The organism is Luteimonas sp. 3794 (genome assembly GCF_031456825.1).
Taxonomy (GTDB): Bacteria; Pseudomonadota; Gammaproteobacteria; order Xanthomonadales; family Xanthomonadaceae; genus Luteimonas.
On the sequence record NZ_JAVDVJ010000016.1, the window covers coordinates 30,812 to 54,056 of the forward strand.

The following is a 23,245-nucleotide window of genomic DNA, read 5'->3' on the forward strand; positions in this document are numbered from 1 at the left end:
GGGGACCGGCAGCGGGTTTTTACCAGTCGATACCGAAGGACAGCTTCAACGTACGCGTCGGCAGCAGGATCTCGTTGCCACTACGGGTGCCGAAATTCTGGTTCACGTCCAACGCCGGATCGTTGATGCCCCAGCCGCCCCGATTGAGGTCGTACTGGTTCCAGTTACGCCAGTTGAACGCATTGAGCACGTCTGCGCGGACCTTGAACGAGAGATCCGTTCCGGTGTCCCAGCGCCGCTCCAGCGAGAAATCGAACTGCTTGAAGCCGAAAGTGCCATCGGGCGTGTAGGGATCGTAGAAACAGTAGGGATTGCCCGGGGCCGGGTTGGCAACACAGTTGGTCGCACTGCGCGGCGTCGGGCTGGCAAGCACCAGCTTCGCGCTGAAGGTGGTCTGCCAAGGCAACTCGTAGATGCCCGACAGCACCAGGCGATGCTTGGCCACACCAGTAGAGTTGTAGAAGCGCTGATCCACCCGCGCGCCGTCGAAGTAGAAGGACTCACCCGTCGACGCATCCGTGCGGTTCTCCTCGGCGTCGCTGAACGTATAGGCGACATTGAAGCCCCAGCCCGAGTCTTCGGTATAGGGTTTGTCGAGCGACAGCAGCAACGAATTGAGGCTGTACTCGATCCCGTTGTCGCCCAGGATCCAGCTGCCGTAGCCGGGAATTCCCTGCGTGAACGGCACGCCACCCCAAGTGGCATCTGCAGCACCTGGATTGCGGTGGAAACTGCCGTCATCCCAACGGTTGCCGAGGCGGAAATAGATACCGTCGTAGCTGCGGATGTGTGCGAGCGTCGCTGAGGTGCTCCAGTTATGGCCCATCACCATCCACTGGCTGCGGATGCCAAGGCTGAACTGGTCGGAGTACGGCGTCTTGAGATTATTGTTGAGCGCGTATACCTCACCGCCCGAACGCGGATTCGCCGCCGTGTACGCGTCGACACCTTCCTGGGTCAGCAGCACCGGATCAAACGGCAGGCAGTTCGACGATGTCGCGGAATCGCAGGGATGCAGAGGCGTATCGAACAGGATTTCGTAACTGGTGAACGCGCCGCCGTAGTACTCGCGCGCCATCTGGTCGAAGATGTTGCGGTCGTATGCGCGACCGGCACCACCGAAGAGCACGTGGGTTTCGTCGCCGCTGAGGTCGTAGGAGAAGCCGAGACGCGGCTGCCAGGCATTCTTCTGGTTCCTGCGGTTCTGGCCGTTGCTGATGAAGTCCTCGCGGTTGTAATCGGCATTGTCGAGATTGCTCCAGCCGCGGATTGCCGCCGCGATCCCGGGGTCCATCACGTTGTCGGTATAGCTGGGATTGTCCTCATAATCCCAACGCAGACCGAGATTCAACGTCAGGCGGTCAGTGACCTCCCAGTCGTCCTGGATGTAGATACCGAACTGCTTGTTGCTCGATTCCACATTCGGGCTGCGGCCCTCAAGCGGCGCGGAAAACGTGATCGCGTAGGGCTGCGTCAGGCTCTCGTTGACGTCGTAGAAGTACTGCGGGAACGGCGGATTCTGCTGAAAGGCGTTGAGATCCACCTGCTTGTACTTCACGCCCATCTTGATGGTGTGGCCTTCCCAGCCGAAGAACGTCAGATCGTTCTGCAGGCCGATACCGCGCTGCCCCTTGTCCTGGAAATTCGGGCCCCCGCCGACATTCAGTACGCCGAGGCGCAGGCTGGCGGGATTATTGGGATCGACGATCGTGTAGCGCCTGCCCGGCGCCGCGGTGACAGGCACCGGGTTGTAGGCAGCGTCCTCGAACGTGACGTGTGCGTCGTTCAACCAGTCGGTCGAGCTGAACTGGTAACGCAGATCGACGCGCGTTTCGTCATTGGTGATGTTGGTTGCAAACGACGGCGTGCTGATTTCGCTGCCTGGATTGATCTGGTCTTCCGCGCGATGACGCACCGACAGTTCAATCAGATGCGCCTCGGCCAGCTGCAAGCTGAGCTTGCCGAAATAGAGATCCTGGTTGAACGGCACGCTGTAACCGCCATAAAGCGCGGCCAGTTCCTGCGGAAGCACCGCGGGATCGAACACCGTCGGCGGACGCACGTCCTTTGGCACGACGAAATCCTTGGCGTCGTAAGCCACGAAAAAGTGCAGCCTGTCCTGGATGATCGGGCCTCCCAAGGTGACGCCGTATTGCTCGGTCACCTGCTTCTGCTGGACGCCGTCCGCAATCTCGCGCGGCGTGCGCGCCGACCACTCGTTCGCTGTGCGGTCATAGAAGAAGCTGCCACTGAAATCGTTGGTGCCCGACCTGGTGACCGCAGTCACCGCCGCGCTGCTGATCTGGTCGTACTCGGCCTTGTAGTTCGAGGTGATGACCTTGTACTCGCCGATCGCCGACTGCGGGAACGGATTACCGCGGCTGTCGTCCTGGCCGGTGATACCGCCAGGTGTCACGTAGTTCTTCTGGCCGACGCCATCGATGAACACATTGATATTGGTTGAACCCTGCGCGCCGCTACGCAGCTGTGACTCAGTGCCGTTGGGCGAGTTGATGAACTGCATGCCCGGCACGGTGTCGGCGAACGCGAGGAAGTTGCGCGAATTCTGCGGCAAGGACTCGATCTGCTTCTGCGACACGTAGGTCGCGATTTCCGACGTCTTGGTTTCCACCAGCACGTCAGCGGTGACGGTCACTGCATCGAGATCGGTGGCTTCGCCCGCCGGCGCCGCTTCGGCGACACCGCCCACACCCAGGTTGAGCGTGGCGGTCTGGCCGATCGCGACAATCACCGTTTGCGATGTGCTCTGCCCGTTCGCTTCGACCTGCAGCCGATAGGTGCCCGGCGGCAGGCCCGCGAGGTTGTAGCTGCCATTCGCGCTCACGCCGACGCTGCGGGTAAAGCCAGTGCCCGTGTTCACCGCGGTCACGCGCGCTTCTGTAGCCGGCGCGGAGTCCACCATCACCTGGCCGCGGATCGTGGCCGATGTCGACTGCGCCATCAGCGCTGGCGCTGCCATCGCCAGACAGCCGCCCAGCGCGAGACTGAGGAGTGAGCGCGAGAAGGCGCGCGGCCGGGTGTCGGTGTGTGTCATGTCGTCGGTCTCTATCAGGGGATATATCGGATTCGAACGGCGTGCCCGTCGTCCTGCGTGCTGCACAGCAGCGGTGTCACCTCGAACGTCCGTCGGAGCGACTCACGACACATTCGCCAACATGCGACGTCACGCGTGCGCCCCTGCACACACGGTGATGCGTCGGTATCGGACCTGATGTCATGCAACCCCTCCCAAGGCGCTGACGTTGACCCGGTCATGACCGGGTCGACGGCTCTCCACTGGACGACGACGCGGCGGCTGCCGTGCCACTCGAATCCCGGATTACGAGTGCAGGCTGGAGCAGGGCGACGTGCGTCTCCCTGTTCACGGCCGTGGATGCCTCGATGTCCAGCAACGCTTTCAACGCGCGCGCGCCCAGTTCAGCGATGTCGACGCGCATCGTCGTGAGCGATGGGTGAACGTAGCGTGCAAGCGGAATATCGTCGAAGCCAACAATTGCGATCTCAGCGGGTGTACGTACGCCGCCACGCCCCAGGGCATACAGACACCCGATCGCCATCATGTCGTTGGCCGCGAACACCGCGTCGGGGCGTGCATCGAGTGCAAGCAAGGCCTGCCCCGCGCGATGCCCGGAGTCCTCGTCGAACTGACCCGGCAGTTCCCACGGCGTGTAGGCATCGCCCGCGGCGGCCAGTGCATCGCGATAGCCGCGCTTGCGTTCGCGTGCATCGTCGTTGTCCTCGGGACCATCGATGAAGGCAATGCGCTTGTAACCCGCGTCGACCAGATGCGCGACCATCGCCCGCGCCCCACCGTAATTGTCGATACCGACCGACAGCTGCGGGCGACCCTGGGCGGCGTTGATCAGCACGATCGGCAGGCTGGCATCGACGTTGCGCTCGAGGAAATCGACGTCCTGCACGTACGGCGACATCAGCAGCAGACCGTCGACACGACCGCGCATCGCTCGCAGCGCGGCGCCCTGCTCTTCGGGATTGCCGTGGTAGCTCGATACCAGCAGATGCTGGCCGCGCGTGCGCGCCACTTGGTCGATCCCGCGCATCAATTCGGAGAAGAACTCGCCGTGCAGGTCTGGCAATACGACGCCCACGGTCTGGGTCTTGCGGCTGCTGAGGCTGCGTGCGGCATGATGCGGGCTGTAGCGAAGTTCCGCAGCGACGGCGAGCACCCGCTCGCGCACCGCTTCGGCAACGTTCTGATGGCCATTGAGCGCACGCGAAACCGTCGCAACCGACACGCCGGCAGCTTTCGCCACATCCTTGATCGTTACGCTCAAACCGCTCCCTCCCGCTCCCGCGATGGGCCGGACTGTAAGCGTTTCCACAAGGCCCTGTAAACGAATTTGGGCCGGAATCGATGCTGCACTGCACTATATCTGCAGCGATCTGCTGACTATTCCGGTGATCGTGTAGAAGCTTCTTACGGCAGCACTTGCCGAAACGGCCGCACCTCGACGCGCGCATACACACCTGCATCCACATACGGATCGGCATCCGCCCAGGCGCGCGCATCGGCCAGCGAATCGAATTCGGCAATGACGATGCTGCCGCTGAACCCTGCCGGGCCCGGGTCCTCGGCGTCGATCGCCGGACACGGTCCGGCCAGCAGCAGCCGCCCTGCATCACGCAAAGCGTGCAGACGCGCGAGATGTGCGGGTCGCGCTTGCGCGCGGCGCGCGAGCACGTCCCCGCCGTCATAGCCTTCGATCGCGTACCACATGGGCATCCCCTCCGTTCGTGAGGCGCGCAGTGTAGCGAGCGCACCCGCTGGACAGGCCCGGCAGGCACCGCGTACTCTGTGCACCAGCATCCGGCCAGTTCGCCGCCCGTCACGTCACCAGACGCTGCCGCACGCGGTCGCCCCACCGGCCCGGTCCAACGCCCTTCCGATCTCCGCGCCTGCCCCGCCTGCAGACGCGCTTCGCGCTTGGCGACGACCGACCCAGACGAAGATGTGCCGCACCACCGTTGTCCCGCGCCGGCCCGAGCCGCGCAACCGACCGGACCCGCTTGCCGCGGACTACCGAGCCGTCGCCCCGCCCTGCCAAGCGATCCACCGTCCGTGATCCATTTTCCGCGCCCGAGCGCCCCGCCGCTGTTGCCTATCGAATGACACAGCCTGCACCCGACGCCAAGGCGTCCGCCATTGCCGCCCAGCCGCAGCAGCAGGAATTCCCGCTGGCGCTGGTGCATGGCCAGCCGGTGTTGCAGATCCCGCAGGATCTGTACATTCCGCCGGATGCGCTGGAAGTCATCCTCGATGCATTCGAGGGCCCGCTCGACCTGTTGCTGTACCTGATCCGCCGCCAGAACCTCGACATCCTCGACATCCCGGTTGCCGACATCACCCGGCAGTACGTCGCCTACATCGGCGTCATGCAGGAGCTGCGGTTCGAGCTGGCTGCCGAATATCTGGTGATGGCCGCGATCCTGGCCGAGATCAAATCGCGGATGCTGCTACCGCGGCCGCCGGCCGACGAACTCGACGAGGGCGATCCGCGCGCCGAACTGGTCCGCCGGCTGCAGGAGTACGAACGTTTCAAGCAGGCGGCCGAGGACATCGACCGGTTGCCGCGCCAGGATCGCGACACCGCGCCGGCGCAGGCCACATTGCCCGATCGTCCGATCAACCGTGACCCGCCGCCGGTCGATCTGCGCGAGATGCTGCTGGCGCTGCACGATGTGCTCAAGCGCGCCGAGCTCTTCACCGGCCATGCGATCCGTCGCGACGCGCTGAGCGTGCGCCAGCGCATGGGCGAAGTGCTGACCCGGCTCACCGGTGGTCATTTCCACCGCTTCGAGTCGCTGTTCGAACCCGAGGAAGGCCGGCTGGGCGTCGTGGTGACGTTCCTGTCGATCCTCGAGCTCACCAAGGAACGCCTGCTCGACATCGTGCAGGAGGCGCCGCTGGCGCCGATCTATATCAAGTCGCTGGCCGATGCCGACGGCGCCGCGCCGCCCACTACTTTCTCCAGCGAGTTCGACGATGACGTCCCCGAACCCGCCCAGTCCTGACCACCGACCGGATCTCCACAACGTCCCGATGGACCAGACCTTCATCAACCGCATCGTCGAGGCGGCCCTGCTCGCCTCCTCGCAGCCGCTGACCGTGGCGCAGCTCGAAACGCTGTTCACGCTCGACGAGCCCGCGCCCGAGGGCAGCCTCAAGCAGGCGCTCGTCGACCTGCAGGCCGCCTGCGCCGAGCGCGGCGTGGAACTGGTGGAGCTGGCCTCGGGCTGGCGCTACCAGGTGCGCGGCGACGTGCACGGCTGGGTGTCCCGGCTGTGGACCGAGCGCCAGACCAAGTACACGCGCGCCACGCTCGAAACCCTGGCGCTGATCGCCTATCGCCAGCCGATCACCCGCGGCGAGATCGAGCAGGTGCGCGGCGTGGCGACCAACAGCAACATCATCAAGGCGCTCGAGGAGCGCGAGTGGATCCGCGTGGTCGGCCACCGCGACATGCCCGGCCGCCCGGAACTGCTCGGCACCACCAAGGGCTTTCTCGATTACTTCGGCCTGCGTCGTCTCGACGATCTGCCGCCGCTGTCGGAGCTCAAGGATTTTGCCGAGCTCGATCCGCAGCTGCGCTTCGCCGGCACCGAGACTGCCGACCGCACGGTGGGCGGTCTCGCATCGTCAGGTGACGCCGCGGCGAACGACGCAGCGGCTGATGCCGATGGCGATCCCGAAGACGCTGACGACACACCACACGACACAGAAGACGGCAGCCAGATCACCGACGACGACGACGTTCCGCACGACGTGCAGGACGCCGAAGCAGCACCCGGAGACGACGACGGCGAAACCGCCGGCGACGCATCCGATGACGACACCCAGACCCCGTCGGACATCCCGTCCGACGACGACACCGCATCACCCAACGCACAAGACGCCCTCGCCGTAGACGGCGACAGCGACCGGAGCCATTCATGACGCAACAACGCAATTCCGACAAACCCGCCCGTTCCCCGCTGTCGCTCAAGCGCGGCGAAGCTCCGGCCGCGGATGCCGCACCCAAGCTCGAGGAACGCCTGCACAAGGTGCTGGCCCAGGCCGGCCTCGGCTCGCGCCGCGCGCTCGAGCAGCGCATCGCCGACGGCTTGGTCAAGGTCAACGGCGAAATCGCCCAGACCGGCATGTCGATCAAGGGCAGCGACCGCATCGAGCTCGACGGCAAGGTGTTCGTCGCCAGTGCGCTGACCGAACCGGCGCGCGTGCTGATCTACAACAAGCCGGAAGGCGAAGTCACCACGCGCGAAGATCCCGAAGGTCGCCCGACGATCTTCGAGGCCCTGCCCGCGCTCAAGGGTGCGCGCTGGATCGCGGTCGGTCGCCTCGACATCAACACCACCGGCCTGCTGCTGCTGACCACCGACGGCGAACTCGCGAACGCGATGATGCATCCCTCGTATGAAGTCGAACGCGAGTACGTGTGCCGCGTGCGCGCGCCAGAAGGCGAAGAGACGGTGTCGGACAAGCTCGTCGACCGCCTCAAGCGCGGTGTCGCGCTGGAAGACGGTCCGGCCAAGTTCGACGAGATCGAACGCATCGGCGGTACCGATTCGCACGACTGGTTCCAGGTGCTGCTGAAAGAAGGCCGCAACCGCGAAGTGCGCCGCCTGTGGGAATCGCAGGGCTGCCAGGTCAGCCGTCTGAAGCGCGTGCGCTACGGTCAGGTCACGCTGCCGCAGCCGCTGCTGCGCGGCCAGTCGCAGGAACTTCCAGAGTCGCAGGTCGAAGCGCTGCGCAAGGAGCTCAAGCTCGAGGAAGGCCCGCCGCCGGCGCTGACGTTGCAGCCGGTCATCGGCCAGCGCAAGGCCACAAAGGCGACCGTGCACCTGGGCAAGGGCGCGGGCAAGGCCTATGTCAACGGTCAGAACAGCGGCGCGGACGAAGGACGCGAGCTGCGTCGCTTCGACAACGTCCGCGAAGACCGCGGCCGTGGTCGTGGTGGCCCGCGCAAGCCGCACGGCGGCCTGACGGTCAGCGGCGACGCCGCGGCCAAGCAGTCGCAGAAGCCGTTCAAGCAGCGCGCAGACAAGGGCTCGCGCGCCCTGCCCGAAGGCAATCCCGCTGCGTTCCGCAGCTGGTACGTGCCCGACGGCGTGGAGACCGGTCCGACCGGGCATCGCAATGCCGACGGCCGCGGCCCGAAGAAGCCCTACGGCGGCGCAGGCGGTCCCGGCGGCGCGAAGAAGCGCGGCCCGGGAGGTCCTGGCGGCGGTGGACAGGGTCCGCGCGGCGCAGGCGGCGGTGGGCCGCGGGGTCCGGGCGGTGGTGGTGGCGGACAGGGCCCGTGGGCCTCGCGTCCGGCCGGTGGCGGGGGTGGTCCGGGTCGCCCGCGCGCGCCTTACGGACACCCCGACAGCGCACCGAACTTTCCGTCCGACCATGCCAATCCCGGCAGCTTCAATCCCAATGCCGGTCCGCGCGGTCCACGTCCAGGCGGTGGCAACCGTGGCCCGAAGGGTCCGGGTGGCCCCGGTGCACGTGGCCCCGGCGGTCCCGGTGGCGGCAACCGTGGCCCGGGTGGACGCCCGCCGGGCGGTGGCAACCGCGGCCCGCGCAGCGGCGGTGGCGGCGGTCGCTGATCGCGCGCTCATCTTGAAGCGTTGACGCACGGGGCCTTCGGGCCCCGTGTTCGTTTGCAGGTGCACCGATTCTGTAGAAGCGCGCTTGCGCGCGATGGGCTTTGCCGGGAAAGCTGAATCGCCTGGTAGAGCCCCATCGCGCGCAAGCGCGCTCCTACACTCTTTGCTCCCATGGTCATCTGATCCGCGCGCACGCGCCGGCGGCGATGCACCGCAGGCTGCCGCCGGCCTGCCTGCTCGACATGCAGGGGCGTTTTATCGTCGCCGCGCTCGACAACACGCTCGGGCCGTTCTCGTGTCTGATCGCACCGCCCAGCGTCACCGCCACGCTCAACACGCAGTCCCCGCGGCCGGTCGCGTCGGACACGCCGCACATCATCTGCGAAGCGCGCCTGGTCGCCCGCACGCGCAATGTGCTGCACCTCGCGGCGGAAGAACGCAGCGAAGAAGGCAACGTGTTCGGGCTCTGCCAGGCCACACAGCAGATGCTGCCGCCGCGCAGCGCCTGAGACTTCATACCCGCTTCACCGCGGCGCCATGGTTGCGCCATCCGTGCGGCTGACACTGGCGCCTCGCTCGCGGATGGAGGCACCAGGTTTGGATGATTACGCACGATTCGATTGGGACCTCGTGGTGGTGGGTGCGAGCTTCGCCGGCGCGGCATGCGCGCTCGCCGCGCGCGAGGCAGGCCTGCGGGTGTGTGTGCTCGAGCGCAAGCACGATCCCGGCATCCGCCTGCACACGACCGGCATCATCGTCGCCGAAGCGTTCTCGCAGACGCGGCTCGGTCGCATGCCGCCAGCGCTCGTCCGCAAGGTGCCGCGCGTCCGGTTGTATGCGCCGAGTCTGGACAGCCTGCAATTGCAGGCCGACGACTACGCGTTCCTGACCACCGATACGCCGAATGTGTTGCGCTGGCTGGCCGAGGAGATGCGCGAGGCCGGTGTCGACCTGCGACTGATGCAGTCGTTCACCGATGCGCGCCGCGAAGGCACCGGCTGGCAGATCGCAGGGCTCGGCAGCACGCGCTGGCTGGTCGGCGCCGACGGTGCGAAATCACGCGTGGCGCAGCGCGCCGGTCTCGGTCTGGTCGACGCGTTCCTGTATGGCGTCGAGCACGAGTTCCACGGCGTGACCCTGGCCGAGCCCGATGCCCTGCACTGCTTCATCAGCCGCACGCTCGCGCCTGGCTACATCGGCTGGGCGGCGCAGTCGCCGACGGGCGTACAGCTGGGACTCGCATTCCGGCACCGCCCGGATCGCCACGGCGTGCCGGATATCGATGGCTTGCGCGCACGCATCGGCGAACGCCTGGGCTTGCCGTCGACACTGCAGCCCGATGCGACGCGCGCAGGCCTGATTCCCTGCGGCGGTCCGGTCCAGCGCCTCGCCGCGCCGGGCGTGATCCTCACCGGCGATGCGGCCGGCATCGTTTCGCCACTGACCGCTGGTGGCATCCACTCGGCCTGGGCGCATGGCGAAGCGATCGGCCTTGCGATCGCGCAGCACCGGATCGGCGCCGATGTCGCGCCGGAACAGATGGCCGAGCGTGCAGCGCCGCGCTTCCGCGCGAAGCGCTGCCTGCGCTGGGCCTTCGATCATCTGCAGATGGACTGGCCAGTGAACCTGCTGCTGCACTCGCCACTGCTGCGTCGCGCGGCCGAGCAGGTCTATTTCCATCGCCGTGGTCGACGCCGCACATCGGTCTGAGTCACCGGAACGCACATACGAAAACGCGCCCGCCGGAGCGGACGCGTTTCGAGGCATGCAAGGCGCGCTGTGACCGCGCGATGCGGCGATGGATCAGGCGGCCTGCAACTCGCCCGACGGCGCGCGACGGCGCGGACGGCTCGGGAACGCATGCCGCAGGATGCGCCAGGTCACTTCGCCGAACTGGCGAGGCAGCGAACCCGTGTTGTACGGCTGGCCGTAGCGCTTGCAGATCTCGCGCACTTCGACCGAGAGCGCGGCGTAGCGATGCGCCGGCACGTCGGGAAAGAAGTGATGCTCGATCTGGTGGCTCAGGTTGCCGGTCAGCAGGTTCATGACCTTGCCGCCGCCGATGTTCGACGAACCGCGCAGCTGACGCATATACCAATGGCCGCGCGACTCGTTGCGGATGCTCTCTTTCGGGAAGGTCTCGACATCGGCGGTGAAGTGGCCGCAGAAGATCACCACGTAGGTCCACACGTTGCGGATGCCGTTGGCGGCCAGATTACCCAGCAGCACCGGCAGGAAGAACGGACCGGCCAGCAGCGGGAAGATCACATAGTCCCGCAGCATCAGGCGCCCCATCTTGCGGCCGACCGGCGCGAAGTCGCGCGCCAGCTTGCCCTTGGGCATCTTGCCGGCGAAGAAACGGCCCAGCTTGAGCTCCTGGATCGCCACGCCCCACTGGAAATACAGCGCGAACACCACCGCGATCACCGGCTGCAGCAGGTAGAACGGACGCCAGCGCTGTTCGGGAAAGATGCGCAGCAGGCCATAGCCGATGTCGTCATCCATGCCGCGGACGTTGGTGTAGGTGTGGTGGCGGAAATTATGCGAATGGCGCCAGTTGTCGCCGGTCGCGACGATGTCCCACTCGTACTTGTTGCTGTCGAGTTCTGGATCGTGCATCCAGTCGTACTGGCCGTGCATGACGTTGTGGCCGACTTCCATGTTCTCGAGGATCTTGGCCAGCGCCAGGAACACAACGCCGGCGATACACGCCGGCCACAACAGCCACGGCACGAACGCGCCGCCGATCGCACCGACGAACAACAGGCCGCGACCGAGCACCGCGCAGTAGCGGACCCAGCGCACGACACGGCGGATATAGGCAGCGTCGACTTTTCCGACCTGCGCCATCGTGCGCGTGTGCAACGCATCGAGCTCGGCGCCGAAGGCATCGAGTTCCTGCGAGGAGAGGCGGCGCGTGGCAGTGAGCTTGGACATGACGGCTCCGGTATCTGAAGCGAAGTGTTTCGAAACGGTGTGGTTCAAAGATCGAGCACGAGGTCGGACACGGCGCTGCTGATACACAGCTTCAGCGCGGCCGTCGCCTCGGTGTTGGCAGCGCCGGTGCGCAGATCGCGCGTGGCGCCGGACGCCTTGCCGCAGGCGCAGGTGTTGCAGATGCCCATGCGGCACCCGTACTTCGGCTTCAGACCTTCGGCTTCCAGCGCCTGCAGCAGCGGCACGCCGCGCGGCAGTTGCAGTGCGCGACCGCTGCGCGCCAGACGGACTTCGACCATGCCGCTGTCGTCGGCCTGCGGACGCGGCGGGGGGGTGAACGCCTCGGTACGCAGCAGGGGGACGCGGCCTTCGACGAGTTCGATCGCGGTCGCCACGAAACCGCCGGGGCCGCAGGCGAATACCTGGCGCGTGGCGAGATCCGGCACCAGCGCGTCGAGCAGTCCGGCATCGATACGACCGGCGGCTTCGTCGTCTGCCACCGCGGCCTCGCGCGTCAGCACGAAGCGCACATCGAAACCGGCATGACGTGCGGCCAGCGCGCGCAGTTCGTCGACGAAACACAGTTCGGCGCGGGTGCGCGCCCAATAGACCAGCGTCACCGGCACCGGCATGCCCTGCCCGGCCAGCTGGCGGACCAGCGCCATCAGCGGCGTGATACCACTGCCGGCGGCGAGAAACAGCCAGGCGCCATCAACCTTCGCCGGCAACACCAGATCGCCGAACGCCGGACCGATGTCGAACACGTCACCACGGCGCGCAGAGGCCAGCAGATGGCGGCTCATGCGGCCCTCGTCGACGCCCTTGACCGTCACCGTGATGCGGCCGTCGGCAGCGACCGGCGCATCGAGGCTGTAGCTGCGCGTGATCCGAACGCCATCGATATCTGCGGTCAGATTCACGTGCTGGCCCGCCTGCGCGCCCGTCCAGTGGCGGTTCGGCTTCAGCGTCAGGGTGACCGCATTCGCCGCGGCCGGCGCGTGTGCCAACACGCGGGCCAGCGGGCGTTCCCAGCTCCACGTCGGATGCAGGCGCTGCGCCCAGAAATCGAACACGGGCGGCACGACGAACGGCGTGGCGAGCCTGCGCAGGCGGCTGCGGCGGGACGGCTTCATGGGGTGGACTGTCGACATGAGAGGCACTGTACACCCATCCGCACAGCCGTGTATACAGTTGTACATTAATGGTGGCTGGTATGCTGGCAGCCCATATTTCGACGGCCACCCGTGACCGCCTCCACCCTCGCACCAGACAGCGGCGACTCCGGCCCGAGCGCATCGGACAGCCAGGCCGGCCGCAAGCCGACGATCGTCCGCGAGGATCTGATCGCCGCGGCCCTGCGCTTGACCGGCGCCCACCGCAGCGTCTCGACCCTGAGCCTGCGTGAAGTGGCCCGCGAGGCCGGCATCGCGCCGAACAGCTTCTATCGCCAGTTCCACGACATGGACGAGCTCGCGGTCGCCCTGATCGAACTGGCGGGTGAATCCCTTCGCAATATCGTCGGTGACGCCCGCAAGCGTGCAGTCGCCGGCCGCAGCATCGTCCGCGGGTCACTCGAAGCGTTCATGGAACGGCTGCGCGCCGACGACAAGCTGCTGCACGTACTGTTGCGCGAAGGCACGGTCGGCTCGGACGCGTTCAAACGCGCCGTCGACCGCCAGCTGCAGTTCTTCGAAGTCGAACTGCGCGCGGACCTGGTGCGCATCGCCGCGGCTCAGGGAATCGTCTTCCACGAGCCCGGCCTGGTCGCGCGTGCGATCACCCGGCTGGTGTTCGCCATGGGCGGTACGGCGCTCGATTCCCCGCCCGAACGTGACGATGCGCTGGTCGACGAGCTCTCGCACATGATCCGGATGCTGCTGCGGGGTGCGCATGCGATGGGGAAGGTGAGAGGCGCGCGGTGATCCGGGGGTGTTGATCAGCTTCCTGTCGAGAAACTCTGAAGCGCGGCCATCTGTCCGAAACAGAACCGTCGTTCCAGCGCACGCTTGAAGCGCCTTTTCAACGGCCGGATGGCTGGTCATCCATTTTGATCTTCGTGCCGTTCGCCGGCGCTTCGTCAACCCGCTCGTCGCCCCGGCGCAGGCCGGGGCCCAGAGACTATCGATGTGGGACAGGGACAACTTGCGTGATCAGAACGCTGCGCACTCAAAGTCAAAATGGGTTCCAGCTTGACCAGACGTTCGTCTGTTGAAAGCCGCTGGGACGACGGATCTCTGGGCCTTGGATTCTCGATGGAAGGCGCTGGGCCCCGGCCTGCGCCGGGGCGACGAGCTTCGCGTATTCGGTGAGCGATCAGCGACAGCGGCGCGAGGCACGGGACCTCAAAGAATCTCGAACCTGTCCGCATCCAGCATCGCCGGAAAATGCGCTCGGTGCGCCTGCAACTGTTCGGCCGACAACGTCGTCGTCGATACCACTTCCTCGTCCATCGACTCGCTCAGCGGCTGGCCCAACATGTCCAGCACCGCGCTGTCGCCCGAATACGCCAGCCCGTTGCCATCGGTGCCCACGCGATTGACGCCGACGACGTAGCACAGGTTTTCGATTGCCCGCGCGCGCAGCAACGTCTTCCATGCGTAGGCGCGTGCGGCAGGCCAGTTGGCGACGAACAGCTGCAGATCGAAATCCAGGCCGTCCGGACGTTCGACGTCGAAGCGGTTGCGGCAGAACACCGGAAAGCGCAGGTCGTAGCAGACCTGCGGATTGATCCGCCAGCCCTTCCACTCGACCGTCAGACGCTCGCGACCGGCGGCGTAGCGCTTGTGTTCGTTCGCGTAGCGGAACAGATGGCGTTTGTCGTAGTGCTGCAACTCGCCATCCGGCGTCGCCCACAGCATGCGGTTGTAGACGCCGTCGCCGTCGCCATCGCGCAACTGCACGCTGCCGGTCACTGCGGCATCGAGCGCAGCCGCCTGCTCGCGCATCCAGGCGACCGTCGGGCCATCCATGTCTTCGGCGCGGTCGATCGCGTCATTACTGAAGCCGCTGGTGAAGGTTTCGGGCAGCACGACCAGATCGGTGCGGCCGTGCAGCGGCGCAATGAGATCACCGTAGTAGGCGCGATTGCCCGCAGGGTCGTGCCAGACGGTGGCGCCCTGGACGGTGGAGACGCGAAGGTTCTGCATGGCGGCTTCCTGTGGATCGCATGCGCGCGACCGATGTCGTGATTCTCGGGGTTGCCCGCTGCCCGCTCAAGCGCAGGGGTGCCGCGTAGAACTGTGTACAGGGACTCCACCCGCCACGGCCTAACGTGCGCGCAAGCCGCCTGCCCCGGAGTTCGCAATGCCCGAAACCATCTACGACGCCCTGCGCGAAAGCCACGAACGGCAGCGCTCGCTGTGCCGCAAGCTGCTGCGCGCGCCACCGCATACGGCGCGCCGCGTCGAACTGTTTACCGACCTTCGCATCGAGCTCGCCGCGCATGCTGCCGCCGAAGAGCGCTTCCTCTACGCGCCGATCCTGATGCACGACGCCGGCCTCGACGCATCGCGCCACGCACTGCACGAACACCACGAGATGGACGAACTCGTCGAGGACCTGCAGACCCGCGACCACGCCGGCGCGGCGTGGATGGCGAAAGCGAAGCAGCTGTCGGAGAAGGTGCACCACCACCTGCGCGAGGAAGAGCGCAAGTTCTTCCAGGTTTCGGGCAAGCTGCTGACCAACGCCCAGAAGACCCGAGCGGCGCAGCGCTATCGCCGCGACCACGCGCGCATGGAGAAGAAACTGCGCGAGGCGTGATCTCTACGCCCTCAACAGGGCCTCTTGTCACGCCGGCGCGCTCGACGACACGCGGCGCGCTGGGAATGCACTGCACCGCGTATCGCGAGAACCGACGCGTTCTTGTCGAGACGTCGATGCCTGGCTAGGCAGAACGTCAGTCCTGCGCCCCGCCCGCCGCCTTCTGCTCGGCGATGAATCGCCGCACTTCTTCTTCGAGCACCGGCAGCGGCACCGAGCCTAGATTGAGGATGGTGTCGTGGAAGGGGCGCTGGTCGAACGCCGGGCCGAGTTCGCGTTCGGCTTCGGCGCGCAGGTCGAGAATGGTCCTGTAGCCGATGTAGTACGACAGCGCCTGGCCCGGCCAGGAGATGTAGCGGTCGATCTCGGTGACCACATCGTGGCGCGCGAGCGCGGTGTGGCTGGCGAGGTAGTCGATCGCCTGGTCCCGCGTCCAGCCGTATTCGTGCAGGCCGGTGTCGATGACCAGTCTTGCAGCACGCCACATTTCGAACGTCAGCCGGCCGAACTCCTCGTATGGTGTTTCGTAGATGCCCATGCGCGTGCCGAGCCACTCGGTGTACAGGCCCCAGCCTTCGCCGTAGCCGGAGAAGTAGGTCTGCTGGCGGAAGTCCGGTCGCGCCGGCGCTTCAAGCGCCAGCGCGGCCTGGAAGCTGTGGCCGGGCGCGCACTCGTGCAGCACCAGCGCCGGCAGGTTGTACAGGGGGCGCGACGGCAGGTCGTAGGTGTTGAAGAAACACGCCTCCAGGCCGCCGCGGCCCGAGGTGTAGATCGGGGCGATGTCGTCGGCCACCGGCAGGATCGTAAAGCGATAGCGCGGCAGCGTGCCGACCACGTACTGCAGCTGGCCGTCGATCTTCTTGGCGATCAGTGAGGCCTCGCCCAGCAGTTCGCGCGGGGTCTTCGCGTAAAACTTCGGGTCGGTGCGCAGGTAGTCGATGAAGGCCGGCAGGTCGCCTTCGAAGCCGGCGCGGCCCATCACGTCGCGCATCTCCGCGGTGATGCGTTCGACCTCGGCCAGACCGAAATCGTGGATCTCGCGCGCGGTCATCTCGCGGGTGACGTACTCGCGGATCTGGGTCTGGTAGAACGCGCGGCCGTCAGGCAGATCACTGGCGGCGATGGTCGTGCGCGTGCGCGGCAGGTACTCGCTGCGAATGAAGGTCAGCAGCTTCGCGTAGGCGGGAATCGTCTGTTCCAGCACGACGCGCCGACCTGCCTCGCGCAACTGCGTGCGCACGGGTTCGGGAATCGTGTTGGGAATTCGATCGAAGGTGACCAGCAGCGGATTCGTCTCACCGGTCAGCACATAGGACTCGAGCGTCTTGTCGCGGCCTTCCAGCGTCGCGCGCGGCACGCTCCAGCCACGTTCGAGGCCTGTCTCCATGTTGGCGATCTGCTCGTCGAAGTAACGCGGCACATCGGACAGGCGGCCGATGAAGCGGCGCCAGTCGGCCTCGGTCTGGAACGGCTGGCGCGGATTGATGCCACCCCAGAAGAAGCTGTCACTGTTGAACGGCGCTTCAAAGGTGTGCCAACGTGCGCTGGCCTCGCTGGCCTCGATCGAGGTGCGGAACACCGCAGCGTTGATGCGCTCCTCGCGGCCCAGCTGGTCGAGCGGGATGGCGTCGAGCGCGTCGAGCGCCGCCTTCCAGTATTCCGCGCGCCGCGCCCAGGCTTCAGGCGTCACAGACGGCAGCTTGTCACTGCTTTGCCAGCGCCCGTCGACCTTCTCGCGTACGAACTCGGCCTGCCGCCACTCCCACTCGCGGGTGTAGAGATCGCGCAGCGCGGTCTCGGCGGCATTCGCCGGCGGCGCAAGCACCGGCGCGGGCGATTCCTGGGCGAGCAAGGGGGATGCGATGCCGAGCGCGAGCGACACGGACAGCACGAGGCGGGACAGCGTCATATGGCGACGCGCGGCGAAGGACATCAGCGACTCCTGGAAAGCGGTGGTGGTCGTACCAGCCCGGGGAGAGACGCGGGCGATCCTGCAAGCATGCCGGGAATGGCTTTGGCGTGCATGGGATGGGCTGTGCGGGATGTGTTGGATGCGATGCGAAGAGCTGCCCTCACCCCAACCCCTCTCACAAGGGGAGAGGGGCTCGACACCGAGTGTTCGTCGTTCCCTGCAAACGGCCCGATTGCAAAAGCTGAGCCCCTCTCCCCTTGTGAGAGGGGTTGGGGTGAGGGCGAGCGCCTATGCATCACCCACACCGGCCGCCCAGTCATTCCACACAGCACTCACGAGCCACCACACACTCTTTCACCGAACCGTCCGGAATCTTCAATGGCCAGCCCCACGCCAGTCACGCCCCTGCGCCTGGCGAACATCACCACCGCCCTTGACACCCGCTGATGGCACAGCTCCCTTCTCCCGCCGCCGCGCGCTTCGCCGAAGGCAATCCCGGCGCCGTGCTGCAGGCCGCATGCGATGCGCTGTCCGCGGGGCGCGCACCGGTGCTCGCGCTCGTCGTCGAAACCGAAGGTTCGACCTATGCATCGCCCGGCGCGCTCGCGCTGTTCGGCGATGGCGCGCATGTCGGGTGGATCAGTGGCGGCTGTCTGGAACCGGAGATCGAACGCGTCGCCTCGATTGCCGGCGATGCCGCTCGCATCGAATGGCTGGAGATCGACACCACCGATGACGCCGCCCTGTTCTCGGGCAGCGCGGTGGGCTGCCGCGGTCGGCAGGTGCTCGCGCTGCTGCCGCTGGCCGCGTTGCATGACGTGGCGGAGGCGATCTCGGCCTGGCTCGCGGGCGGTCAGGCGCTGAAGATCACCCTCGCGCGCGACGGTCGCCTCGCTGTTCGTCTGGACGGTAGTGCGTGGTCGTGGACGTTGCCGGTCGGCGAGGCACCGCACGTGGCTTCGAAGGCGTGGACGCTGACCCTGCATCGCGCGCCCGAGGCACTGATCCTCGGCGCTGGGCCGGAAACCCCGACCCTGGTGCCGCTGCTGCAATCGCTGGGCTGGCGCGTGACGCTCGCCGAGCGTCGTGCGCGTTGGCGCGATGCAGCCGCGCCGGGCGCCGACCTGCAGGACCTGCACCCGGGCGACGCGGTGGCCGCCCATCCCCATGCCGACGTCGCGCTGGTCATGCACCACGGCTTCGAATCCGACCGCGACGCACTGGCAGCGCTGGCCGGTTCGCGGATTCCCTTTATCGGCCTGCTCGGCCCCGAGCGCCGCCGCGACGACCTGTTCAAGCTGCTGCGCGCGTCCGAGCGTGACGCCCTGTCGGACCGCCTGCATTCACCGGTCGGCATTCCGCAATGCGGGCGTGGCCCAGAAGCCATCGCATTGAGCATCGCCACCCAACTGCAGCAGTGGCGCGGCACCCGCCACCGTTGAAATGCGTCTGTGTGTAGGCGCGCGCTTGCGCGCGATGCTGTTGTCACTACTTGCAGATTCGCGCGCAAGCGCGCGCCTACACAACAGCACCCGCATTCATTGACTGCACCACAACATGCGCGCCCGCATGCTTTATCGGCGCCTGTCCACGTGCATCCGCCCACATCCCGCCAGCCCATCGAGCCAGCCAGAGGAATGTCCATGTCTCCCCTCACCCGTCGGGAACTGTTGAAGGCCGGCGCCGCGTCGGCCGGCGCAGCAGTCGCCATGCCCGCCGTCGCGCAAGCCGCCAACGCCGCGACCACGCCCACGCCATTGCGCCCGCCGGTCCGCCAGCGCCTTTCCATCGAGGTCAACGGCGAGCGCGTCGAACGCGATGTCGACACGCGCACCACGCTGCTCGACTTCCTGCGCGAGGAACTGCACCTCACCGGTACCAAGAAGGGGTGCGATCACGGCCAGTGCGGCGCCTGTACGGCGATCGTCGATGGCCGCCGCATCAACACTTGTCTGAGCCTGGCGGTGATGAATGCCGGTGCGAAGGTCACGACCATCGAGGGCCTCGGCACGCCCGACAAGCTGCATCCGATGCAGGCGGCGTTCGTCAAGCACGACGGCTTTCAGTGCGGCTACTGCACGCCGGGTCAGATCTGCTCGGCGGTTGCAGTGCTGGGTGAGATCCGCGACGGCATTCCGAGCCACGTCACCGCCGATCTCACCGCCCGCCCTGCGATCAGCGGTGACGAGATCCGCGAGCGCATGAGCGGCAACCTGTGCCGCTGCGGCGCCTACGCCAACATCCTCGATGCGATCGAAGACGTGGCCGGCACGTCGGGAGCACGCGCATGAAGGCCTTCGAATTCGAACGCGCGGAATCGCCCGCGGCAGCCGCCGCAGCCGCGGCGCGCAATCCCGGCGCGAAGTTCATCGCCGGTGGCACGAACCTGCTCGACCTGATGAAGCTTGAGATCGAAACGCCGACGCATCTGGTCGACGTCAACGGGCTGTCGCTCGACAAGATCGAAGCAAGCGACGAGGGTGGTCTGCGGATCGGCGCACTCGTGCGCAACACCGATCTTGCCGCCGACCGTCGCGTGCGCAAGGATTACCCACTGCTGTCGCGCGCCCTGCTCGCTGGCGCCTCCGGCCAGTTGCGCAACCGGGCGACGACGGCCGGCAACCTGCTGCAACGCACGCGTTGTCCCTATTTCTACGACACCGACCAGGCCTGCAACAAACGCCTGCCGGGCAGCGGCTGCGGCGCGATCGAAGGCTACAGCCGGCAGCTCGCGGTCATCGGCGGCAGCGCCGATTGCATCGCCACCCACCCCGGCGACATGGCGGTCGCCATGCGCGCACTCGATGCGGTGGTCGAAACCGTCAAGCCCGACGGCCAGACGCGTCGCATCGCACTCGATGATTTCTATCTCGCGCCCGGCAACATGCCGCAGCGCGAGACGGTGCTCGAAGCCGGCGAACTGATCACCGCGGTCGTACTTCCGCCGCCGGTCGGTGGCCGCCAGATCTATCGCAAGGTCCGCGATCGCGCCTCGTACGCGTTCGCATTGGTGTCGGTCGCCGCCATCATCCAGCGCGACGGCAGCGGACGCGTCGTCGTCGGCGGTGTCGCCCACAAGCCCTGGCACAGCGATGCAGCCGATGCCGAACTGCCGCGTGGTGCAAAGGCGGTCGCGGCGCGTCTGTTCGAAGGCGCCACGCCGACGGAAGACAACACGTTCAAGCTGATGCTCGCCGAGCGCACGATCGCTGCGGCCCTGGCCGAAGCACAGGAGGCCACGTCATGAAGTTCGACACGCCCGCAGGCCAGAACCCGATCGATGCGATGCGCGTCGTCGGCCAGCCGCTCGACCGCATCGACGGTCCGCACAAGGTCACCGGCACCGCGCGTTACGCCTACGAATGGCACGAGGTCACCGAACGCGCCGCCTACGGCCACGTCATCGGCGCCGGCATCGCGAAGGGCCGCATCGCCTCGATCGACACCAGCGCCGCGGAACGCGCGCCGGGCGTCCTCGCGGTCGTCACCGCGCAGAACGCCGGCAAGCTCGGCCAGGGCCGCATGAACACCGCGAAGCTGCTCGGTGGCCCCGAGATCCAGCACTACCACCAGGCCATCGCGCTGGTCGTCGCCGACACCTTCGAGCAGGCCCGCGCTGCAGCATCGCTGGTGCGCGTGGCGTACACCCGCAGCCGTGGCCGCTTCTCGCTGGAAACCGAAAAAGACAACGCGGTGAAGCCGCAGGGCGGCGATACGCCTGCCGATACCGCCGTCGGCGATTTCGATGCCGCGTTCGCATCCGCCGAAGTCACGCTCGACGAGACCTACACCACGCCCGACCAGTCGCACGCGATGATGGAGCCGATGGCCTCGCTCGCCAAATGGGATGGCGACAAGGTCACGATCTGGACATCGAACCAGATGATCGCCTGGGGCAAGGGCGACGTCGCCCGTACCCTCGGCATCGCGCCGGACAAGGTGCGTCTGGTGTCGCCCTACATCGGCGGCGGCTTCGGCGGCAAGCTCTTCGTGCGCGCCGATGCCGTGCTCGCAGCATTGGGTGCCAAGGCCGCCAAGCGCGCGGTCAAGGTCGCGCTGCAGCGCCCGCTGATCGCCAACAACACGACGCACCGCCCTGCCACGCTGCAGCGCATCCGTATCGGCGCGAACAAGGATGGCCGGATCACCGCGATGGGGCATGAGAGTTGGTCCGGCGATCTGGAAGGCGGCGGCCCCGAAGTCGCCGTGCAGCAGACGCGTCTGCTCTACGCGGGCGAACACCGCATGAGCAAGATGCGCCTCGCCACGCTCGACCTGCCGGAAGGCAACGCGATGCGCGCGCCTGGCGAGACGCCCGGCATGATGGCGCTGGAAATCGCGATCGACGAGATCGCCGACAAGCTCGGCATGGATCCGGTCGAGTTCCGCATCCGCAACGACACCCAGGTGGATCCCGAAAAGCCCGAGCGTCCGTTCTCGCAGCGACAGCTCGTCGAGTGCCTGCGCCAGGGCGCCGAGAAGTTCGGCTGGGCGTCGCGCCGAGCCAATGGCAGCGTGCGTGACGGCCGCTGGCTCGTGGGCATGGGCATGGCGGCCGGCTTCCGCGGCGCGCCGGTGATGAAGTCAGGAGCGCGCGTACGCCTCGATGGCGATGGCCGCGTCACCGTCGAAACCGACATGACCGACATCGGCACCGGCAGCTACACGATCATCGCGCAGACCGCGGCCGAGACGCTGGGCCTGCCGATCGAAGCGATCGAGGTGAGGCTCGGCGATTCCGATTTCCCGGCATCTGCCGGCTCCGGTGGCCAATGGGGCGCGAACAGCGCGACCGCCGGCGTCTATGCCGCCTGCATGAAGCTGCGCGAGGTGGTCGCGACGAGGCTCGAGCTCGATCCCGCGACGGCCGAATTCGCCGACGGCAAGGTCAGTGCCGGCGGCAAGTCGGTCTCACTCGCCGATGCTGCAGGCGACGGACAGATCGTGGTCGAAGACGCGATCGAGTTCGGCGATCTGGACAAGCAGAAGGCGCTCGGCACGTTCGCTGCGCATTTCGCCGAAGTCGGCGTCGATGTGCACACCGGCGAAACACGCGTGCGTCGCATGCTCTCTGTGGCCGCGGCCGGCCGCATCCTGAATCCGAAGCAGGCGCGCAGCCAGATGATCGGTGCGATGACGATGGGCGTCGGCGCTGCACTCAGCGAGGAACTGGCGGTGGATACCACCATCGGATTCTTCGTCAATCACGACCTCGCCGGCTACGAAGTTCCGGTGCATGCGGACATCCCGGAACAGGACGTCGTGTTCCTGGACGAGGCCGACGCCGACAGCTCGCCGATGAAGGCCAAGGGCGTGGGTGAGCTGGGCCTGTGCGGCGTGCCGGCGGCGATCGCCAATGCGATCCACAACGCGACCGGCGTGCGGGTACGCGAGTATCCGATCACGCTGGAAAAGCTGCTCGCCGGTCTCCCCGACGTGGCCTAGCGGCATCACGCGACGTCGTCGTGAACGGGACAGCCCGTCCTCCCTGGAGGGCGGGCTGCTCTGCATTCGGGGGGCGGCAACAAACTGGTGCCCGTGTGGACGCGGCCAGCCTGCGCGATCTGCGTGCGGCATCGCGTGGCGTACGCATGTCCACGACGCCGGGCGCACGCGCATTGCCCGTGGTTACAGAACCTCCACGCGGGTCGCACGGATCAATACTGTCTCCTGCTGGAAGCGGTGTTCAAGCGTTTCGCGGTAGCGCGCCCACCATGCGCGATCGAGTGTTTTCGCCATGACCTCGACCAGCACCACATCGTCGCGCTGCACATCGCCGTCTCCGTCCGCCCAGTCGCCGAGCGCGGGCGCGCGCGCGAACGCAGTCGCACCGCCGAACTGCGCGACGAGTGCTTCGCGGACCTCGTCGAACAGACCGCGGTCGAGCTTGCGTCCCGCGTTGTCGTAAACCGGCAGTAACAGCTGGATCAGATGCATCGTCGTCGACACCTCACGGTGGCTGCCTACCTGCAGCGCCCAAACTGAAATCCTGGGCGCACA

The 23,245-nt window shown here is 66.8% G+C and carries 18 protein-coding genes and 1 pseudogene; 11 read left to right on the forward strand and 8 right to left on the reverse strand.

Going from position 1 to position 23,245, the window contains the following annotated elements; genetic code table 11:
• Nucleotides 1–19: 19 nt before the first annotated feature.
• The 3 genes from J2X52_RS15920 to J2X52_RS15930 all read right to left on the reverse strand — a co-directional run bounded on the left by J2X52_RS15920 (nt 20) and on the right by J2X52_RS15930 (nt 4,759).
• Complete coding sequence (locus J2X52_RS15920; RefSeq protein ID WP_310155588.1) at nt 20–3,055, reverse strand: TonB-dependent receptor; 3,036 nt, start codon at nt 3,053–3,055, stop codon at nt 20–22.
• Between the two features lie 217 nt (nt 3,056–3,272).
• Nucleotides 3,273–4,316 carry a LacI family DNA-binding transcriptional regulator gene (locus J2X52_RS15925; protein WP_310155591.1) on the reverse strand — a complete coding sequence of 348 codons (1,044 nt, stop codon included), beginning with the start codon at nt 4,314–4,316 and terminating at the stop codon, nt 3,273–3,275.
• A 143-nt stretch (nt 4,317–4,459) separates the two neighbouring features.
• The gene (locus J2X52_RS15930) at nt 4,460–4,759 is read right to left on the reverse strand and encodes a YciI family protein (protein ID WP_310155593.1); all 300 of its coding nucleotides are present in this window, start codon (nt 4,757–4,759) and stop codon (nt 4,460–4,462) included.
• Between the two features lie 389 nt (nt 4,760–5,148).
• Here J2X52_RS15930 and J2X52_RS15935 point away from each other — a divergent pair, with 389 nt between their 5' ends.
• The 5 genes and pseudogenes from J2X52_RS15935 to J2X52_RS15955 all read left to right on the forward strand — a co-directional run bounded on the left by J2X52_RS15935 (nt 5,149) and on the right by J2X52_RS15955 (nt 10,344).
• Nucleotides 5,149–6,054, forward strand: coding sequence for a ScpA family protein (locus J2X52_RS15935; RefSeq protein ID WP_310155596.1), 906 nt, complete (start codon nt 5,149–5,151; stop codon nt 6,052–6,054).
• 28 nt (nt 6,055–6,082) lie between these two features.
• Nucleotides 6,083–6,901 (forward strand): annotated as a pseudogene (scpB, locus tag J2X52_RS15940) (SMC-Scp complex subunit ScpB); the annotation flags it as partial.
• 71 nt (nt 6,902–6,972) lie between these two features.
• Nucleotides 6,973–8,634 carry a pseudouridine synthase gene (locus tag J2X52_RS15945; RefSeq protein WP_310155598.1) on the forward strand — a complete coding sequence of 554 codons (1,662 nt, stop codon included), beginning with the start codon at nt 6,973–6,975 and terminating at the stop codon, nt 8,632–8,634.
• A 206-nt stretch (nt 8,635–8,840) separates the two neighbouring features.
• Nucleotides 8,841–9,143, forward strand: a complete 303-nt coding sequence (locus J2X52_RS15950; RefSeq protein WP_310155601.1) for a hypothetical protein — start codon at nt 8,841–8,843, stop codon at nt 9,141–9,143.
• A gap of 88 nt (nt 9,144–9,231) precedes the next feature.
• Complete coding sequence (locus tag J2X52_RS15955) at nt 9,232–10,344, forward strand: NAD(P)/FAD-dependent oxidoreductase (protein WP_310155603.1); 1,113 nt, start codon at nt 9,232–9,234, stop codon at nt 10,342–10,344.
• Between the two features lie 93 nt (nt 10,345–10,437).
• Here J2X52_RS15955 and J2X52_RS15960 read toward each other — a convergent pair whose 3' ends face one another.
• Both J2X52_RS15960 and J2X52_RS15965 read right to left on the reverse strand, forming a co-directional pair.
• Nucleotides 10,438–11,571 carry an acyl-CoA desaturase gene (locus tag J2X52_RS15960; RefSeq protein WP_310155606.1) on the reverse strand — a complete coding sequence of 378 codons (1,134 nt, stop codon included), beginning with the start codon at nt 11,569–11,571 and terminating at the stop codon, nt 10,438–10,440.
• 44 nt (nt 11,572–11,615) lie between these two features.
• Nucleotides 11,616–12,704: a ferredoxin reductase gene (locus J2X52_RS15965; RefSeq protein WP_310155609.1), complete on the reverse strand. Its 1,089-nt coding sequence runs from the start codon at nt 12,702–12,704 to the stop codon at nt 11,616–11,618.
• A gap of 192 nt (nt 12,705–12,896) precedes the next feature.
• Here J2X52_RS15965 and fabR point away from each other — a divergent pair, with 192 nt between their 5' ends.
• Nucleotides 12,897–13,493 carry an HTH-type transcriptional repressor FabR gene (gene fabR, locus J2X52_RS15970; RefSeq protein WP_310155706.1) on the forward strand — a complete coding sequence of 199 codons (597 nt, stop codon included), beginning with the start codon at nt 12,897–12,899 and terminating at the stop codon, nt 13,491–13,493.
• Between the two features lie 420 nt (nt 13,494–13,913).
• Here fabR and J2X52_RS15975 read toward each other — a convergent pair whose 3' ends face one another.
• Nucleotides 13,914–14,717: an amidohydrolase gene (locus J2X52_RS15975; protein WP_310155612.1), complete on the reverse strand. Its 804-nt coding sequence runs from the start codon at nt 14,715–14,717 to the stop codon at nt 13,914–13,916.
• Between the two features lie 157 nt (nt 14,718–14,874).
• On the opposite strand from J2X52_RS15975, the gene J2X52_RS15980 reads away from it, so the two are divergent.
• Nucleotides 14,875–15,333, forward strand: coding sequence for a hemerythrin domain-containing protein (locus J2X52_RS15980; protein WP_310155615.1), 459 nt, complete (start codon nt 14,875–14,877; stop codon nt 15,331–15,333).
• Nucleotides 15,334–15,469: 136 nt separating this feature from the next.
• Here J2X52_RS15980 and J2X52_RS15985 read toward each other — a convergent pair whose 3' ends face one another.
• Nucleotides 15,470–17,242 carry a DUF885 family protein gene (locus J2X52_RS15985; protein WP_310155708.1) on the reverse strand — a complete coding sequence of 591 codons (1,773 nt, stop codon included), beginning with the start codon at nt 17,240–17,242 and terminating at the stop codon, nt 15,470–15,472.
• Nucleotides 17,243–17,691: 449 nt separating this feature from the next.
• Here J2X52_RS15985 and J2X52_RS15990 point away from each other — a divergent pair, with 449 nt between their 5' ends.
• The 4 genes from J2X52_RS15990 to paoC all read left to right on the forward strand — a co-directional run bounded on the left by J2X52_RS15990 (nt 17,692) and on the right by paoC (nt 22,690).
• Complete coding sequence (locus tag J2X52_RS15990) at nt 17,692–18,687, forward strand: XdhC family protein (protein WP_310155618.1); 996 nt, start codon at nt 17,692–17,694, stop codon at nt 18,685–18,687.
• A gap of 201 nt (nt 18,688–18,888) precedes the next feature.
• Nucleotides 18,889–19,536, forward strand: a complete 648-nt coding sequence (paoA, locus tag J2X52_RS15995) for an aldehyde dehydrogenase iron-sulfur subunit PaoA (RefSeq protein WP_310155621.1) — start codon at nt 18,889–18,891, stop codon at nt 19,534–19,536.
• Nucleotides 19,533–20,492 carry a xanthine dehydrogenase family protein subunit M gene (locus J2X52_RS16000; protein ID WP_310155624.1) on the forward strand — a complete coding sequence of 320 codons (960 nt, stop codon included), beginning with the start codon at nt 19,533–19,535 and terminating at the stop codon, nt 20,490–20,492. Before paoA ends, J2X52_RS16000 begins: the two co-directional genes overlap by 4 nt.
• Nucleotides 20,489–22,690, forward strand: a complete 2,202-nt coding sequence (gene paoC / locus J2X52_RS16005; RefSeq protein WP_310155627.1) for an aldehyde oxidoreductase molybdenum-binding subunit PaoC — start codon at nt 20,489–20,491, stop codon at nt 22,688–22,690. Before J2X52_RS16000 ends, paoC begins: the two co-directional genes overlap by 4 nt.
• A gap of 183 nt (nt 22,691–22,873) precedes the next feature.
• On the opposite strand, the gene J2X52_RS16010 is transcribed toward paoC, so the two are convergent.
• Nucleotides 22,874–23,182 (reverse strand): hypothetical protein, encoded by a 309-nt coding sequence (locus J2X52_RS16010; protein ID WP_310155630.1) that lies wholly within the window; start codon nt 23,180–23,182, stop codon nt 22,874–22,876.
• Nucleotides 23,183–23,245: the final 63 nt, after the last annotated feature.

Excerpts from the sequence above, each read along its gene's own strand:
- J2X52_RS15920 (WP_310155588.1), bottom strand. The coding sequence starts at position 3,055 with ATGACACACACCGACACCCGGCCGCGCGCCTTCTCGCGCTCACTCCTC.
- J2X52_RS15930 (WP_310155593.1), bottom strand. The coding sequence starts at position 4,759 with ATGTGGTACGCGATCGAAGGCTATGACGGCGGGGACGTGCTCGCGCGC.
- J2X52_RS15935 (WP_310155596.1), top strand. The coding sequence starts at position 5,149 with ATGACACAGCCTGCACCCGACGCCAAGGCGTCCGCCATTGCCGCCCAG.
- J2X52_RS15945 (WP_310155598.1), top strand. The coding sequence starts at position 6,973 with ATGACGCAACAACGCAATTCCGACAAACCCGCCCGTTCCCCGCTGTCG.
- J2X52_RS15950 (WP_310155601.1), top strand. The coding sequence starts at position 8,841 with ATGCACCGCAGGCTGCCGCCGGCCTGCCTGCTCGACATGCAGGGGCGT.
- J2X52_RS15960 (WP_310155606.1), bottom strand. The coding sequence starts at position 11,571 with ATGTCCAAGCTCACTGCCACGCGCCGCCTCTCCTCGCAGGAACTCGAT.
- J2X52_RS15965 (WP_310155609.1), bottom strand. The coding sequence starts at position 12,704 with ATGAAGCCGTCCCGCCGCAGCCGCCTGCGCAGGCTCGCCACGCCGTTC.
- J2X52_RS15975 (WP_310155612.1), bottom strand. The coding sequence starts at position 14,717 with ATGCAGAACCTTCGCGTCTCCACCGTCCAGGGCGCCACCGTCTGGCAC.
- J2X52_RS15980 (WP_310155615.1), top strand. The coding sequence starts at position 14,875 with ATGCCCGAAACCATCTACGACGCCCTGCGCGAAAGCCACGAACGGCAG.
- J2X52_RS15985 (WP_310155708.1), bottom strand. The coding sequence starts at position 17,242 with ATGACGCTGTCCCGCCTCGTGCTGTCCGTGTCGCTCGCGCTCGGCATC.
- J2X52_RS15990 (WP_310155618.1), top strand. The coding sequence starts at position 17,692 with ATGGCACAGCTCCCTTCTCCCGCCGCCGCGCGCTTCGCCGAAGGCAAT.
- paoA (WP_310155621.1), top strand. The coding sequence starts at position 18,889 with ATGTCTCCCCTCACCCGTCGGGAACTGTTGAAGGCCGGCGCCGCGTCG.
- J2X52_RS16000 (WP_310155624.1), top strand. The coding sequence starts at position 19,533 with ATGAAGGCCTTCGAATTCGAACGCGCGGAATCGCCCGCGGCAGCCGCC.
- paoC (WP_310155627.1), top strand. The coding sequence starts at position 20,489 with ATGAAGTTCGACACGCCCGCAGGCCAGAACCCGATCGATGCGATGCGC.
- J2X52_RS16010 (WP_310155630.1), bottom strand. The coding sequence starts at position 23,182 with ATGCATCTGATCCAGCTGTTACTGCCGGTTTACGACAACGCGGGACGC.